The organism is Oceanicola sp. D3 (assembly GCF_006351965.1).
Taxonomy (GTDB): domain Bacteria; phylum Pseudomonadota; class Alphaproteobacteria; order Rhodobacterales; family Rhodobacteraceae; genus Vannielia.
Genome location: NZ_CP040932.1, coordinates 1,167,048 through 1,181,318 on the forward strand (window position 1 = coordinate 1,167,048; position 14,271 = coordinate 1,181,318).

A 14,271-nucleotide genomic window follows, 5' to 3' on the forward strand; every position below is an offset into this window, starting at 1 on the left:
GGCCTCCGATGAATCGGTTGAGCAAGAATATTCCGTTCGACGTGTTTCTGGCGAAAGATTATACCATTGTCAATTCGCTGCAACGCGGCGAGGGCAGGGATGCCGCAAATCTGCCAAACCACGGCGCATTCGGCGGCCTCTGCCGGGGATTTACCCGGGGCGCGGCACCTGCAACTCTCTTCTCATGACGCAGACGGTCTCGCTCCCTCTCTGGCTCTTTCTCCTGATCCTGCTGTTTGCTGGCGTCACCTTTGCCTCGCACTTCCTGTTCCCGTCCGTCCGCTGGTTCTTTCGGCGGCGGCTGGAGAAGGCCGTGGCCCGGCTCAACACCCGCCTTGCCCGCCCCATCGAACCCTTCAAACTGGCCCGCCGGCGCGACACGATCCAACGTGTGACCTACGCGCCCCAAGTGCTCGCCGCCGTCACCGCGCACGCCAAGGCCGAGGGCATCCCCGAAGAGGTCGCATTCGAGCAGGCCCGCCGCTACGCCCGCGAGATCGTGCCCGGCTTCTCCGCCTTCGCCTACTTCGGCTTTGCCATACGCGCCGCCAAATGGCTGGCCACCTCGCTCTTCCGCGTCCGCCTTGCGCGGCTGGATGAGGCCAAGCTGGCGGCCATCCCGACCGACGCCACTGTCGTCTACGTCATGAACCACCGCTCCAACATGGATTACGTGCTCGTCACCTACCTCGTGGCCCAACGCACCACGCTCTCCTATGCCGTGGGAGAATGGGCGCGGGTCTGGCCGCTGCGCACGCTGATCCGGGCAATGGGTGCCTACTTCATCCGCCGCAAATCCCGTGGCGAACTCTATCGCACGGTGCTGGCCACCTATGTCGGAGTGGCCACGCGGGCCCATGTGACGCAGGCAATGTTCCCCGAGGGGCGGCTTTCTCTCACCGGCGCGCCCGGCGAGGCCAAGCTGGGGCTGCTGGCCTATATCACCGAGGCCGCGCAGGATGGCACCGAAGTTGTCTTCGTGCCCACCGCCCTCAACTACGACAGGGTGCTGGAAGACCGCGTGCTCATCGCCGCGCAGGGCGGCGGCGGCTTTCCCACTCGCATCCGCGTGGTCTTCCGCTGGCTTCTCCGGCGGCTGGTGCTTCGGGTGCGGGGCATGTCTCACCATCTTGGCTACGCGGCGGTGAGCTTTGGCGATCCGCTCTCGCTGGCCAGCTTTCCCGGCGATACCGAGGCGTTGGGGGGCGAGTTGATGCGCCGGATCGAGGCGGTGATGCCGGTGCTGCCGGTGCCGCTGCTGGCCACCCTGCTGACCGAGGCCGAAGAGCCGCTGTCGCGCGCCGAACTGGAGCGCCGGTGGAACGCCCGGATCCGCCAGTTGGAAGCCGCCGATGTGGTGCTGCACGTCCCCCGCGCCAACCCGGCCTACGCGCTGGAAAATGCCCTGCGAATCCTGCGCGACCGCAACCTGCTGTCTGAAACCCCGGAGGGTATCGCCGTTATCCGTGAAGAAGCTGCACTTTTTGCTTTCTACGCGGCCTCCGTTGCCCCGCAGTTGGCGCAGGTTACAGATGCTGCAGATGCAACCTTGCCACGCTCCAGACTCCTGCCTGCCGATGATGCAGCTGCGAAGTACACTGCCCAGGCTGACGCCGATCCAAAATCCAGTGAGACATAAAATTACAAATTAGACGTCAGCCGTATTGCAATCTTGCGCAGGCATTCGTAGAACCTCGTGAGATCAAGGCGCGATTCTGCGCCGCAGAACGACCTGAGGAGAGAAACCATGGCTCTGGACACCACCGAAGCCCCGCAGGCCGCTTACGAGGCCGAGGAGAAAGAACTCTACGAAATCGGCGAAATGCCCCCGATGGGCTACGTGCCGCCCAAGATGTATGCATGGGCGATCCGCCGCGAGCGTCACGGCGAGCCGGATGTGTCGTTTCAGAAGGAAGTGGTCGACACATGGGAGATCGACAGCCACGAGGTGCTCGTTCTCGTCATGGCCGCAGGCGTCAACTACAACGGCGTCTGGGCCGGTCTCGGCCAGCCGATCAGCCCGTTTGACGTGCATGGGGAGGCCTATCACATCGCGGGTTCCGACGCCTCGGGCATCGTCTGGAAGGTCGGTGACAAGGTGAAGCGCTGGAAGGTCGGCGACGAGGTGGTGATCCACTGCAACCAGGACGACGGCGACGACGAAGAGTGCAACGGCGGCGACCCGATGTTCTCGCCCACCCAGCGGATCTGGGGGTACGAAACCGGCGATGGTTCCTTCGCCCAGTTCACCCGCGTGCAGGCCCAGCAGCTCATGCCGCGCCCGCGCCACCTGACGTGGGAAGAAAGCGCCTGCTATACCCTCACGCTGGCCACCGCCTACCGCATGCTCTTCGGCCACCACCCGCATGAGCTGAAGCCGGGCCAGAACGTGCTGGTCTGGGGCGCCTCGGGCGGCCTCGGCTCCTACGCGATCCAGCTTGCCAACACGGCGGGCGCCAATGCCATCGGTGTGATCTCGGACGAGAGCAAGCGCCAGTTCGTGCTGGATCAGGGCGCAAAGGGCGTCATCAACCGGAAAGACTTCAACTGCTGGGGCCAGCTCCCCACGGTGAACAGCCCCGAGTATAACGAGTGGCTGAAGGAGGCCCGCAAGTTCGGCAAGGCGATCTGGGATATCACCGGCAAGGGCGTCAGCGTCGACATGGTCTTCGAGCACCCCGGCGAGGCGACCTTCCCTGTCTCCACGCTGGTCGTCAAAAAGGGCGGCATCGTGGTGATCTGCGCGGGCACCTCCGGGTTCAACACCACCTTCGACGTGCGCTACATGTGGATGCACCAGAAGCGCCTGCAAGGCTCCCACTTCGCCAACCTCAAGCAGGCCGCATCGGCCAACCGCCTGATGGTTGAGCGCCGGCTCGATCCCTGCATGTCCGAGGTGTTCCCCTGGGACGAGATCCCGGCAGCCCACATGAAGATGCTGAAGAACGAGCACAAGCCCGGCAACATGGCGGTGCTGGTGCAGGCCCCAAAGACCGGCCTGCGCACCCTCGAAGACGCGCTCGAAGCCCGCGGCAACGGCCTCTGAACACAGCTCCGAGACCCCGCCGCGCACCCCTCCTGCGCGGCGGGAAATGCTCGCTAAGGTTGTGTTTTATTTTCATCGGGAGATGCCCAGTCTCCCGATTTTCTTTGGCTGATTTACTAAACATCGCAACTAAGTGCATAGAAATTGCCATCTCCCCATTTCAGGGGACCGCTTTTCCGCGAATTTTCCCGGGCGAAATCACATGCTAGGGTTGTGTTAATATATCGTTAACCTTTAGGATTGAGGCTGCCTATGAAACACGAGTGGGTACTCGACGTCTTGGCCGATCTGCGGACCTATGCAGAGCGTAACAAGCTGACCGCGCTGGAGGGGAAGCTGCTGGAGACGATCGACGTCGCGCGTCATGAGACGGGCTGCGCGCCTGCATCGTTCAGGGGAGACGCTTCGGCGGACGGCGATGGCAGCTGTGCTGGAACAGTTTATCGAGGGCTTGCAGCAGGCGAGCACGCTTGACGATGTGCAAGCCAGCGTCTTCGATCTGCGCGATATCTACGAGGTCGAGCACGTCGTTTATCACTCCGTCAACGCATCCGGCGGGCAATACGCCGCGCTGACTTATTCCACCGACTGGGTCGATCAGTACCTTTCCAACGGATATGACCGGATCGACCCGGTGGTTGTGGGCTGCTACCAGCGTTTTCACCCGGTCGATTGGCGGCGGCTCGATTGGTCGGGCAAAGTCAGCCGCGATTTCATGGGCGAGGCGCAAAATGCCGGGGTCGGCAATCAGGGCTACACCGTGCCCATCCGCGGGCCCTCCGGGCAGTTCGCCATGTTTACCGTGTCCCATAACGCCAGTGACACGAAGTGGACGCGCTTCACCGAGGCCCACACCCGAGACCTCATCCTTGCGGCCCATTATCTCAACCAGAAAGCCCTCGAAATCGAGAATGGCGGCACCGCCAAGTCCACCGCCAGAGCGCTGTCCCCCCGCGAGCGCGACGCGCTGACCCTTCTGGCCCTCGGCTACAGCCGGGCCCAAGCCTCCGAAAGCCTCGAAATCTCCGAACACACCCTGCGCGTCTACATCGAAGGGGCCCGCTATAAGCTCGGCGCGATGAACACGACCCACGCGGTGGCACTCGCATTGGCGCAAGGACGGCTGGTTTTCTGAGCAGATCGGCAAAAGATTTATGCAATCTTAACGTGTCGAATTTAGCTTCTTAACAACCTTAACGATAAATTCCTAATCTGACTCCCGTTCCAAGCAACCATGACGGAGGGAGTCCCAATGTTGCGCTATATCTACGGTGAAGAGCTTTCCAAGTTTCCCAAACTGCGTGAGACCATGTTCCGCGACCGCGCCCGGCAATTCTCGGATCGGCTGGGCTGGGCGGTCACGGTCGATGCCGATGGGGCGGAGCGGGATAGCTATGACGCGATGAACCCGCTCTATGTCATCTGGCAACGCGCCGATGGCAGCCACGGCGGGTCCATGCGGTTTTTGCCCACCATCGCTCCCTGCATGGTGAACGATCACTTCACCCACCTCACCGATGGCGTCACCATTTCCCACCCGCTGATCTGGGAATGCACCCGTTTCTGCCTCGCGCCCGAGGCCGAGGGGCGGGTGGCCGCCGCGCTCATGCTGGGCGGGGCCGAACTGGGGCAGGGCTTTCACCTGACCGACGCGGTCGGTGTGTTCGATGCCCGAATGGTGCGCATCTACGCCCGGCTTGGCTGGCCCCCCACCGTGCTCGGCACCTCCGGCACGGGGCGCGAGGCCATCTCTGTCGGGCTGTGGCAAATGTCCGAGCCCACCCGCCTCGCCATGGCACGCAAGGCAGGCCTCAGCCCGGCGCTTTCCCGCCACTGGTTCGACCGCGCCTTTGGCCGCCTTTCCGGCGCGCGCGAGGCGGTTTCGGCCTAGCAGCCCGGGGGCGGAGCAACTAAAGCCTTTCGGGTTCTGATCGTTGAACCCTGCAGCGCTTTTCGCGTTCGACCGCGGGAAGAGGCAGCGAATAAGCGATTCAATGTGCACCCGAAAGGCTATAGTCTCCGCCCCATGACCCTCCCCGCACTCCACCTGTCCGACGATCAGGCCCAAGCCTGGGATACCCTGTCCGATGTGCTGCGTCGCCACGGTGTCGATCTCGATAACGAGACAACGACCCCAATGGCCGAGGGCAAGGGCAGCGTGACGGCGGTGATGGGCAAGGCCGGCTCGGGCAAAACCCTGCTGCTCGCCCGGCTGGCCGATGCGCTGGCCGAAGCCGGGGTGGATGTGATCTCGGGCGATTGGGAGGGCAAACCCCGCAAGGATCGCCGCACCCTCGCCATCCTCGCCCCCACCAACAAGGCCGCCTCGGTGCTCCGCAATCGCGGCGTCGCGGCCACCACCATCCACCGCATCCTCTACACGCCGGTCTATGACCCCGAGTATGAACGCATCGCTGAATGGCTGGCAGGGCAGGGTGAGCGCCCCGAGCCGATGGAAGGCCTGACAGAGGCCGCGCTGGACCGCGCCTTTGCCGTCTATCAAACCCACAAATCGGTGCCCGCCGCGCTGGCCTCCGCCGGCCTTCGCGGCTCCGACTTCATCACCGGCTGGAAGCGCCGCGAAGAGCCGCTCGATATCGGCTTCATCGACGAAAGCTCCATGCTCTCGGATGATCAATTCGAAGACCTGCGCGAGATCTTTCAGGCGCTGGTCCTCTTCGGCGACCCGGCCCAGCTCGCGCCGGTCAAGCAATCGGGCAACATGGTCTTCGACCGCCTGCCCGAAAAGCGCCGTCTCGAACTGCACCGCATCCACCGGCAGGCCGATGACAACCCCATTCTAGACCTCGCCCACGCGCTTGCCGATCCCGCCCTGTCCTTTCAGGACTTCGAGCAGATGGTGGCCGACAAGGCCCGTGCCGACGACCGCGTGGTGATGGCCGAGCGGGTCGAGGCCGCGCTCATGGCCCGCTCTCCCGTGCTGGTCTGGCGCAACAACACCCGCATCCGCCTCATCCACGCCTTCCGCGCCGCCTACCACGCTCCGCCTGACGCGCTGCTGCCCGGCGAGCCGCTGATCTGCGATGGGATCGAGCTGCCAATGAAGCACCGCAAAAAGCGGCTCGACCTTGAGGCGCGTGGCTTGATCAAGGGCGCACAGGTCGTCTACCTCGGGCCGGGCAAGAAGGCGGGTTTCTCCAAGCTCCACGTCATCGGGGCCGAGCAACCGCAGGTCTCTGCGGCTTCCATCGTAAAAATCGAACTGCCCGACGAGGAAGAGCCCTTCATCCCCTACGCCGCCCGCATGGGCGCGACCTTCCTGCATGGGGCGGCGGTGACGATCCACAAGGCGCAGGGGTCACAATGGCCCTCCGTTCAGGTCTTCGCCCCCGATCTCTTCGTCGCCGCCCGCATGGGCCGCGAAGAGGCCGGCCAACCGCTGTGGAAACGCCTCGCCTACGTGGCCATCACCCGCGCCGAAGAGCGGCTTCTGTGGTGCACCCGCAACCGCCTCGCCCGGCCCACCGAGCCGCTCACCACGGCAGATCTTGAGGCCCCCGTGGCCCCGCTTACGCTGGAGGCGGAAGCGCCGGAGTAACTCCATCCCGCCAGCAGAAGCGCACCGTCATCCTCGGGCTCGACCCGAGGACCTCTTGGCGGGGAGATCCCCGGGCCAGGCCCGAGGATGATGCCTCAGTACCCCGCGCCCCGATCCACCAAGCCAATCAACGGCTCCCCGGCCTCAGCCCGGCGGATATTCTCCGCAACCGACTGGCTCGCACTCCATGGCCGTGTTTCCGAGGCTGTATGCGCCGTCACCGTTACCTTGGGGTGCGCCCAAAACGGGTGCCCCTCCGGCAACGGCTCCTCGCGAAACACATCCAGCGTCGCATGGGCCAGCTGCCCGGAGTCCAGCGCTGCAACAAGCGCCGCATCGTCAATCAGCGGCCCGCGCCCGGGGTTGATCACACATCCCCCCTCCGCCATCGCCGCAAAGGCGCGCGCGCCCATCACATTCTCCGTTGCGGGCGTGTCGGGCAATAGCAGCACCACAATCTCGGCGCCCTCCAAGGCCGCCATCAAGCCCGCATCGCCCGAAAAGCTCTCAACCCCGGCAATCTGCTTTTCGCTCCGCGACCAGCCCCTGACCCTGAAGTTCAGCGCCACCAGCGCCTCGGCGCAGGCCGTGCCCAAGGCACCTGTGCCCAAGACCGTCACCACCCGGTCACGCGCCAGTGGCGGGATCACGAATTTCCACTCATGTTCGGGGTTCACGATATGCCGGTCGATCCCGAGATGGTGGCGCAGCACCTGCCCCGTCACCCATTCCACCATGCCCTCGGTCAGCGAAGTGTCCACCATCCGCGCCAGAGGCATCGCCAGCGTGTCGTTGCCCACGATCTGCTCCACACCGGCCCAAAGGCTCAAGGCGGCCTTGGCGCGGGTGAAGGGCGCAAAATCCTCTACCGGGCCATTGGGCGCAAAAACGATGTAATCCACATCCTCCGCCGCCACGTCGCCGGGTTGAAACACCTGCGCGTCAATCCCGGCCTCGGCCAAGGCGCGGGGCAGGGGGGCTTCGTATTGCTTCCAGAAGGTCGGGCGGGCGGAGAAGAGAATATTCAGGGTCATGCCGCGGACCCTATCTGCGCCCGCACCCGCCGCCAAGCCGCTCATCGGCCCGTGCGGCCCTCTTCGCAGATGCGATGCGCGGCCGCGCCGTCAGGCAAGGCCGCAAAGAGCTATCCGCGCCCTCGCGGTCGATGCACATGCGCGCTCTGCACCAGCCCAAAGGCCCCCAGCAGCACGATCATCGCCGAGCCGCCATAGCTCACCAGCGGCAAAGGCACGCCCACCACCGGTGCGAGGCCCATCACCATGCTCATGTTGACCGCGAAGAACAAAAAGAACGTCCCCGCAATCCCCAGCGTCAGCAGGGACGAAAACCGGTCGCGGTTCTTCAGCGCCGAGGCCACGCAGAACACGATGATCAGCACGTAAAGCAGCAACAGCGACACGCCCCCGACAAAGCCAAACTCCTCGGCCAGCGTGGTGAAGATGAAGTCTGTATGTTTCTCGGGCAAAAAGTTGAGCCGACTCTGCGTGCCCTCCATCAACCCGCGCCCTGTCCATCCGCCCGAGCCGAGGGCGATCTTGGATTGGGTGATGTGATAGCCCGCTCCCAACGGGTCGGACTCCGGATCGAGGAAGGTGTCGATCCGGCGATACTGATAGTCCTTGAGCAGCTGCCACGCCGTCCCGCGTGAGGCCAGAACCGCCGTCACAAGCCCCGCCCCCGAGGCGAAGACCACGCCGAAGTAAAGCCAGTGCACCCCGGCGCAAAACATCACCATCGCCCCGCCGACGACAAGCAGCAGCGCGGTGCCAAGGTCGGGCTGGCGCAGCACCAGCGCCGTTGGCACGAGGATGATCAGCACTGGCAAAACCACCCAGAGTGGCCGCGATGTCTTGCCCACGTCCAGCCAGTCGTAATAAGCCGCAAGCAGCATCACGAGGGTGATCTTGGCCACCTCCGATGGCTGAAGCCGCATGAACCCAAGGTCGATCCAGCGCTGCGCCCCCATCCCGATATCGCCAAAAAGTTCAACGAACACGAGCAGCAGCAGCGATCCGAGATAGGCCAGCAAGGCCAGGTTGCGCCAAAAGTAAATCGGCACCATCGCCACAAGAAACATCAGCACGAGGCCAAGGGCAAAGCGCTTCATCTGCGGCTCCGCCCAAGGGCTCAGCGTGCCCCCGGCCACCGAGAAGAGCATCAGGAAGCCCACGGAGCACACGGCCACAAGCAGCACCACCAGCGCCCAGTTGATGTAGAGCACCTTGCTCAGGCCGGTCGGCACCGTCTCGCGGTTGTATTCAAGATAGCTCACGCCGCGCGCTCCCTCATGCCCGGTCGCTGGCTTCCTGCCGCAGGTCTTCGCGCAGCTTCAGATCCTTGCGCATTTCCTGCACCTGCCAGCGGCTCGCCTTCGGGTAGGCTTCCAGCGGCGGCAGCCCGCCGTAGAGCGCCTGAAGCATCACATCGCGGGCGATCGGCGCAGCCACCGCCGAGCCCCCGCCGCCATGCTCCACAACCACCGAAACCGCGTATTTCGGGTTATCGTAAGGCGCAAAGGCGACAAACAGCGCATGGTCTCGCTGCTCCCACGGCACATCTTGGTTGCGCACCACGACCGAGCGCACTTGGCTGGTGCCGGTCTTGCCCGCCATGGTCATGCCCTCGGCCACAATCCGGCTGCTCCGCGCGGTGCCCCGGGAGGAGTTCACCACGTTGTACATGCCCTTGCGCACCTGTTGCAGCGCGGTCGGCGAAATATCCAGCGGCTCCAGCCCCTTCACCTCGGTTTCGCGCCCGTCGACCGATTTGATGAGCCGCGGCTCGATCTGTGTGCCACTGGCCAGCCGTGAGGCCATCACCACGAGTTGCAGCGGCGAGGCCAGCACAAAGCCCTGCCCGATCGAGGCGTTCAGACTGTCGCCCACCACCCAATCCTGATCGTAGCGCTCCGCCTTCCACGCCTTCGTCGGGGCGATCCCCTCGGCCACGGCGCTCATCGGCACATCATGGCGCACGCCAATGCCGAGCTTCTTGGCCATCGCCGAGATGTTCTCGATCCCCGCCTTCAGCGCCAGCTCGTAGTAGTAGACGTCACAGCTCTGCTGGAGCGATGCATCAAGATCCACCCAGCCATGGCCCGAGCGTTTCCAGCAATGGAAGCGGCGGCCCGAAACCTCCTTGTGGCCCGGGCAATAAAACGTCTCGCCCGCCGTCACCACGCCCGCCTCCACGGCGGCCAGCGCGGTGACCATCTTGAAGGTCGAGCCCGGCGGATAAAGGCCCTGCGCCGCCTTGTTGGCCAGCGGGCGGTGGTCGTCTTCGGTGAGGCCTCGGTAGTCGGCCACCGATATGCCGCGCACAAAAAGGTTCGGGTCAAACGACGGGGCCGAGCCGATGGCCAGCAAATCGCCATTGGTCACATCCATCACCATCGCCGAGGCGCTCTCATCGCCAAGCCGCGCCTGCACGAAGTTTTGCAGCTGGCTGTCGATGGTCAGCTGCAAATCGGTGCCCGAAACGCCTTGCTGCCGGTCCAGCTCGCGCATCACCCGGCCTGAGGCGTTCACCTCGATCCGCCGGTTGCCCGCCTTGCCCCGCAGCGGCTCCTCCCACTTGGATTCCACGCCGGTCTTGCCAATCTGAAACTGCGGCAATTTCAGCAGCGGGTCCGGGTCTTCGATCTTGCTCAGGTCATAGTCACTGACCCGGCCCACGTAGCCAATCACATGGGCCAGATCTTCGAGCATCGGGTAATGCCGCGAAAGGCCAACTTCGGGCGAAATGCCGGGCAGGGCAGGGGCGTTCACCGCCACCTCCGAAAGCTGCTGCCAGCTCAGCCGGTCGGCGATGGTGTATTCGAGGAAGGGCGAGGATTTGCGGATTTCCTCCAGCGCCTCCGCCATCTCCTCATCGGAGATCGGGATGATCTTGCGCAGCCGCGCCAGCGTGTTCTCGATATCGCCGGCATCCTCGGGCACGATCACCACGCGATAGATCTGTTCGTTCACCGCAATCGGCCGCCCGTTGCGATCAAAGATCAGCCCGCGCTCCGGCGGGATGAGCGAAAACTTGATCCGGTTTTCCTCGGCCAGCAGCCGGAAGGTGTCGGCCTGTTCCACCTGCATGTAGCGCATACGGCCCGCCAGCAGCGTGGCAAAGCCGCCCATCAGCCCGCCCATCACCAGCCCGCGCCGGGTGATCTTGCGAACGCTTTCCTCGGTATCCTTTGGCGCGCGCCTCATAGCCGGTGCCCCAACGCATCCACCTCACCCGGTGCCGCCTTGCGCAGCCCAAAGAGCATGTGTGAAGCCGCCACCACCAGCGGGTATGTCACAAGCGTCATGCCCATCTGCAACATCGCCACCCCCAGCGGCGGGCGCGGCACCATGAACAGGGCCAGCAGCGCCATGTTCGCCACCATCAGCACCACCATCAAAACGCCCGCCATTGCCCACTCCAACGGAAACGGCAACTCGCGTGAAAGGCCCTGCCGCGCGCGCAAAAACTCTGCGCCCAGTAGCACCAGCAGCGCCCAAAGCCCCGGCGGGCGCTGAAAGATGAAATCTGCCATCAGGAAGACGCCAACGATGAGGGCAGGGGGCACAAAGGCCGGGCGGCGCAGCACCCATGCGAAGGTGAGCGCCAACATCACATCGGGGCCGGGCATGCCGCCCGCCGTGGTGTCGAGCGGCAGCAGGCGGAAGAAGGCCAAGGCCATGCACAGGCCCAAAAAGGCAGCGCGATAGGTCCAGATGCGCGCTGTGACGGGGTCAACCATCCGAGCCTCCCTCGGCCTGGCTCACCTCTTCTGGATGCGGGTTCGGCTGGCCCTCATGCGTCAGGATCAGCCCGCCGGGATCGGCAATCACCTCGGCCTCGTGGCTGCGCAGCACCCGCAAAAAGTCGAGCCGCTCGTAGTCCGCTGAAAGCCGCACGCGCAGCCGCCCGTCACGCCCTTCCACCAGTTGCCCCACCAGCAGCCCGGCCGGGAACACTCCGCCATCGCCGGAAGACACAACCCGGTCGCCCGGCTGCACGGTGTCGCGATCTTCGATAAAATCCAGCGGCGGCGCGGCGCGGTTGTCACCCGCCAGCATCGCATGCTGGCCCGAAGGCTGCACCGTCACCGGTATGCGGCTGGCGGCATCGGTCAGCAGGATCACACGAGAGGTCTGCTCACCAACCCCGGCAATCCGCCCCACCAGCCCCAGCCCGTCCATCACCGCCCAGCCATCGCGAATGCCATCGCGCCGGCCCACATTCAGCAGCACGGACTGGCGAAAGGGCGAGCCGCTATCGGCAATCACCACGCCCGACACGCTGGTCAGCCGCGGGTCCAGCCGCAGGTTGTTCAGCGCCAGCAGCTTGGCGTTTTGCTGCTCAAGCTGCACCGCAGCCTCTTTCCACGCCTTCATCTGCTGCAACTCGCGCCGCAGCTCCTGGTTCTGCTCGTAGAGCCGATTGTAGCTCTGGAAGCTGTCGGCCATGTTGCCAACCTTCGTCGCGGGCACACTCGCCCACTCAAAGCTCGGCACCACCGCGTCGATCAGATTGCTGCGAAACCGCTCCACCCGTGGGCTGTCGATCCGCCACAGCAGAAAGAGCCCGAAGCAGAGCACCACGAGCACAACGGTCAGGATGCGCCTGACCGGGCTGACATAGTCAATGTTCGTGTCTCTCTTCGCCAAGCGGGCAGCCTTTCCGCAAGGCCGCTCCCCAGCGTGCGGCCTCAGCTGTCGTAGTCTATCACATGCCTGAGCTGTTTTTCATATTCCAGCGCCTTGCCGGTGCCCAAGGCCACACAATTGAGTGACTCGTCGGCCACCGAGATGGCAAGCCCCGTCTGCTCGCGCAGCGCAAGGTCCAACTCGCCCAACAGCGCGCCGCCCCCGGTTAGCATCACGCCCCGGTCAACGATATCAGCGGCCAGGTCGGGCGGGGTGGCTTCCAGCGCGGTCATCACCGCCTCGCAAATCTGCTGCACCGGCTCGCTGAGGGCCTCGGCCACCTGCGCCTGATTGATCTCGGTTTCCTTCGGCACGCCGTTCAACAAATCGCGGCCACGGATCTGCATCGAGGCCCCGCGCCCGTCGTCGGGCATCCGCGCCGTGCCGATCGAGGTTTTCACCCGCTCGGCGGTGGCGTCCCCGATCAGGATGTTATGCTGGCGGCGCAGGTAGCTGACAATCGCCTCATCCATCCGGTCTCCGCCCACGCGGACAGAGCGCGCATAAACAATATCGCCCAGCGAAAGCACGGCCACCTCGGTGGTGCCCCCGCCGATATCCACCACCATGTTGCCGGTCGGATCGGTGATCGGCATGCCCGCGCCAATCGCCGCCGCAATCGGCTCGGCAATCAACCCGGCCCGCCGCGCGCCCGCGCTCAGCACAGACTGACGAATGGCTCGCTTCTCCACCGGCGTCGCGCCATGGGGCACGCAGACAATGATCTTTGGCTTGGTAAACGTGGTGCGCTTGTGAACCTTGCGAATGAAGTGTTTGATCATCTCTTCGGCAGTGTCGAAGTCGGCGATGACACCCTCGCGCATCGGCCGGATCGCCTCGATGCTGCCGGGTGTGCGGCCCAGCATCAGCTTGGCGTCTTCACCCACAGCCAGCACTTCCTTGCGCCCGCCCTTGGTGTGATAGGCCACCACGGAAGGCTCGTTGAGGATAACCCCCCGGCCCTTCACGTAAACCAATGTGTTGGCGGTGCCGAGGTCGATCGCCATATCCGACGAGAAAAGACCGCTCAGAAAAGCCATTCGAAGTTCACCCCTGCCCTATGCCACAGCACGTTCGGGGCACGACTCAGCCGCCCCCACGGAACTTTCGGCTTATAGGGGCTTGGGCGGTTGAGGGACAAGGGGGCGCGATGGCCGAACACGGCAAGTTGCTGCCGGGTGCCGCGCCCCTTCGCCCCTCCCGGCGGCCCGGGCCCTCTTCGCAGCGGCGAAACTTGGGGCTAAAGTCAGCCCATGGCGGAGATAAAACCAAAAGAGCAGGATCTCTACGCCCCCGTCAAAGCCCTCCTCGAAGCGCAAGGCTACGAGGTTAAAGGCGAGGTGGGCGCGGCGGATGTGGTCGCGGTGCGCGAAAATGAGGCCCCCGTGGTGGTCGAGCTCAAGCTCGCCTTCTCGCTCGCCCTCATCCACCAAGGCATCGCCCGCCAATCGCTCACCGATGCCGTCTATCTCGCCGTCCCTCGTGGCTCGGGCCGCCGCTGGATGGCGGCGATGAAGCAGCACCGCACCCTCTGCCGCCGCCTCGGCCTCGGCCTCATCTACGTCCGCCTCTCCGACGGCCACACCCAAATCGCCCTCGATCCCGCGCCCTACCAGCCGCGCAAATCCGCCCCCCGCAAGGCCCGCCTCCTGCGCGAGTTCGCCCGCCGCGAAGGCGACCCGAACACGGGCGGCGCGGCGCGCAACGGCACCATCGTCACCGCCTACCGGCAGGATTGCATCCGGCTGGCCCAACACCTCGCCGCCAATGGCCCCTGCAAGGGGGCGCATGTCGCCAGCGCCACGGGTGTCGAAAAGGCCACGCGGATGATGGCCGACGATCACTACGGATGGTTTAAACGGGTGGGCAAGGGTATCTACGCGCTGACGCCGAACGGCGCACAGGCGGTTGCCGGAAAAGTGGAAGGACAGGGCCTCGGCTGAAAATTTCCGCAGGCT

13 protein-coding genes are annotated in these 14,271 nt (G+C 64.7%); 7 read left to right on the top strand and 6 right to left on the bottom strand.

The window, feature by feature from the left end; all coding sequences use genetic code 11:
• Positions 1-17 precede the first annotated feature (17 nt).
• The 6 genes from FHY55_RS20445 (at position 18) to FHY55_RS05975 (ending at position 6,605) form a co-directional block, all read left to right on the top strand.
• A complete protein-coding gene (locus FHY55_RS20445) occupies positions 18-188 on the top strand; it encodes a hypothetical protein (protein WP_168222944.1) in 171 nt (56 codons plus the stop codon).
• Positions 185-1,639, top strand: coding sequence for a 1-acyl-sn-glycerol-3-phosphate acyltransferase (locus FHY55_RS05950; RefSeq protein WP_140013309.1), 1,455 nt, complete (start codon positions 185-187; stop codon positions 1,637-1,639). Before FHY55_RS20445 ends, FHY55_RS05950 begins: the two co-directional genes overlap by 4 nt.
• A gap of 108 nt (positions 1,640-1,747) precedes the next feature.
• Positions 1,748-3,046, top strand: a complete 1,299-nt coding sequence (gene ccrA / locus FHY55_RS05955; RefSeq protein ID WP_140013310.1) for a crotonyl-CoA carboxylase/reductase — start codon at positions 1,748-1,750, stop codon at positions 3,044-3,046.
• Between the two features lie 418 nt (positions 3,047-3,464).
• Positions 3,465-4,181, top strand: coding sequence for a LuxR family transcriptional regulator (locus tag FHY55_RS05965; protein WP_140013312.1), 717 nt, complete (start codon positions 3,465-3,467; stop codon positions 4,179-4,181).
• A 117-nt stretch (positions 4,182-4,298) separates the two neighbouring features.
• Entirely contained in the window at positions 4,299-4,937 is a 639-nt protein-coding gene (locus FHY55_RS05970) for an acyl-homoserine-lactone synthase (protein ID WP_140013313.1), read from the top strand.
• 135 nt (positions 4,938-5,072) lie between these two features.
• Positions 5,073-6,605 carry an AAA family ATPase gene (locus FHY55_RS05975; protein WP_140013314.1) on the top strand — a complete coding sequence of 511 codons (1,533 nt, stop codon included), beginning with the start codon at positions 5,073-5,075 and terminating at the stop codon, positions 6,603-6,605.
• 95 nt (positions 6,606-6,700) lie between these two features.
• Here the strand turns inward: FHY55_RS05975 and FHY55_RS05980 are convergent, their stop codons facing one another.
• The 6 genes from FHY55_RS05980 to FHY55_RS06005 form a co-directional block, all read right to left on the bottom strand.
• Positions 6,701-7,639 (bottom strand): glyoxylate/hydroxypyruvate reductase A, encoded by a 939-nt coding sequence (locus FHY55_RS05980; RefSeq protein WP_140013315.1) that lies wholly within the window; start codon positions 7,637-7,639, stop codon positions 6,701-6,703.
• Positions 7,640-7,749: 110 nt separating this feature from the next.
• A complete protein-coding gene (rodA, locus tag FHY55_RS05985) occupies positions 7,750-8,898 on the bottom strand; it encodes a rod shape-determining protein RodA (RefSeq protein WP_140013316.1) in 1,149 nt (382 codons plus the stop codon).
• A gap of 13 nt (positions 8,899-8,911) precedes the next feature.
• Complete coding sequence (gene mrdA, locus FHY55_RS05990; RefSeq protein ID WP_140013317.1) at positions 8,912-10,828, bottom strand: penicillin-binding protein 2; 1,917 nt, start codon at positions 10,826-10,828, stop codon at positions 8,912-8,914.
• Complete coding sequence (locus FHY55_RS05995) at positions 10,825-11,364, bottom strand: rod shape-determining protein MreD (RefSeq protein WP_140013318.1); 540 nt, start codon at positions 11,362-11,364, stop codon at positions 10,825-10,827. The genes mrdA and FHY55_RS05995 overlap by 4 nt, the downstream gene beginning before the upstream one ends.
• Positions 11,357-12,274 (bottom strand): rod shape-determining protein MreC, encoded by a 918-nt coding sequence (mreC, locus tag FHY55_RS06000; protein WP_140013319.1) that lies wholly within the window; start codon positions 12,272-12,274, stop codon positions 11,357-11,359. Before mreC ends, FHY55_RS05995 begins: the two co-directional genes overlap by 8 nt.
• A 41-nt stretch (positions 12,275-12,315) precedes the next feature.
• Positions 12,316-13,353: a rod shape-determining protein gene (locus tag FHY55_RS06005; protein ID WP_140013320.1), complete on the bottom strand. Its 1,038-nt coding sequence runs from the start codon at positions 13,351-13,353 to the stop codon at positions 12,316-12,318.
• Positions 13,354-13,566: 213 nt separating this feature from the next.
• Between FHY55_RS06005 and FHY55_RS06010 the strand changes: the two genes are divergently transcribed.
• Positions 13,567-14,256 (top strand): DUF2161 domain-containing phosphodiesterase, encoded by a 690-nt coding sequence (locus tag FHY55_RS06010; protein WP_140013321.1) that lies wholly within the window; start codon positions 13,567-13,569, stop codon positions 14,254-14,256.
• The last annotated feature ends 15 nt before the right edge of the window (positions 14,257-14,271 follow it).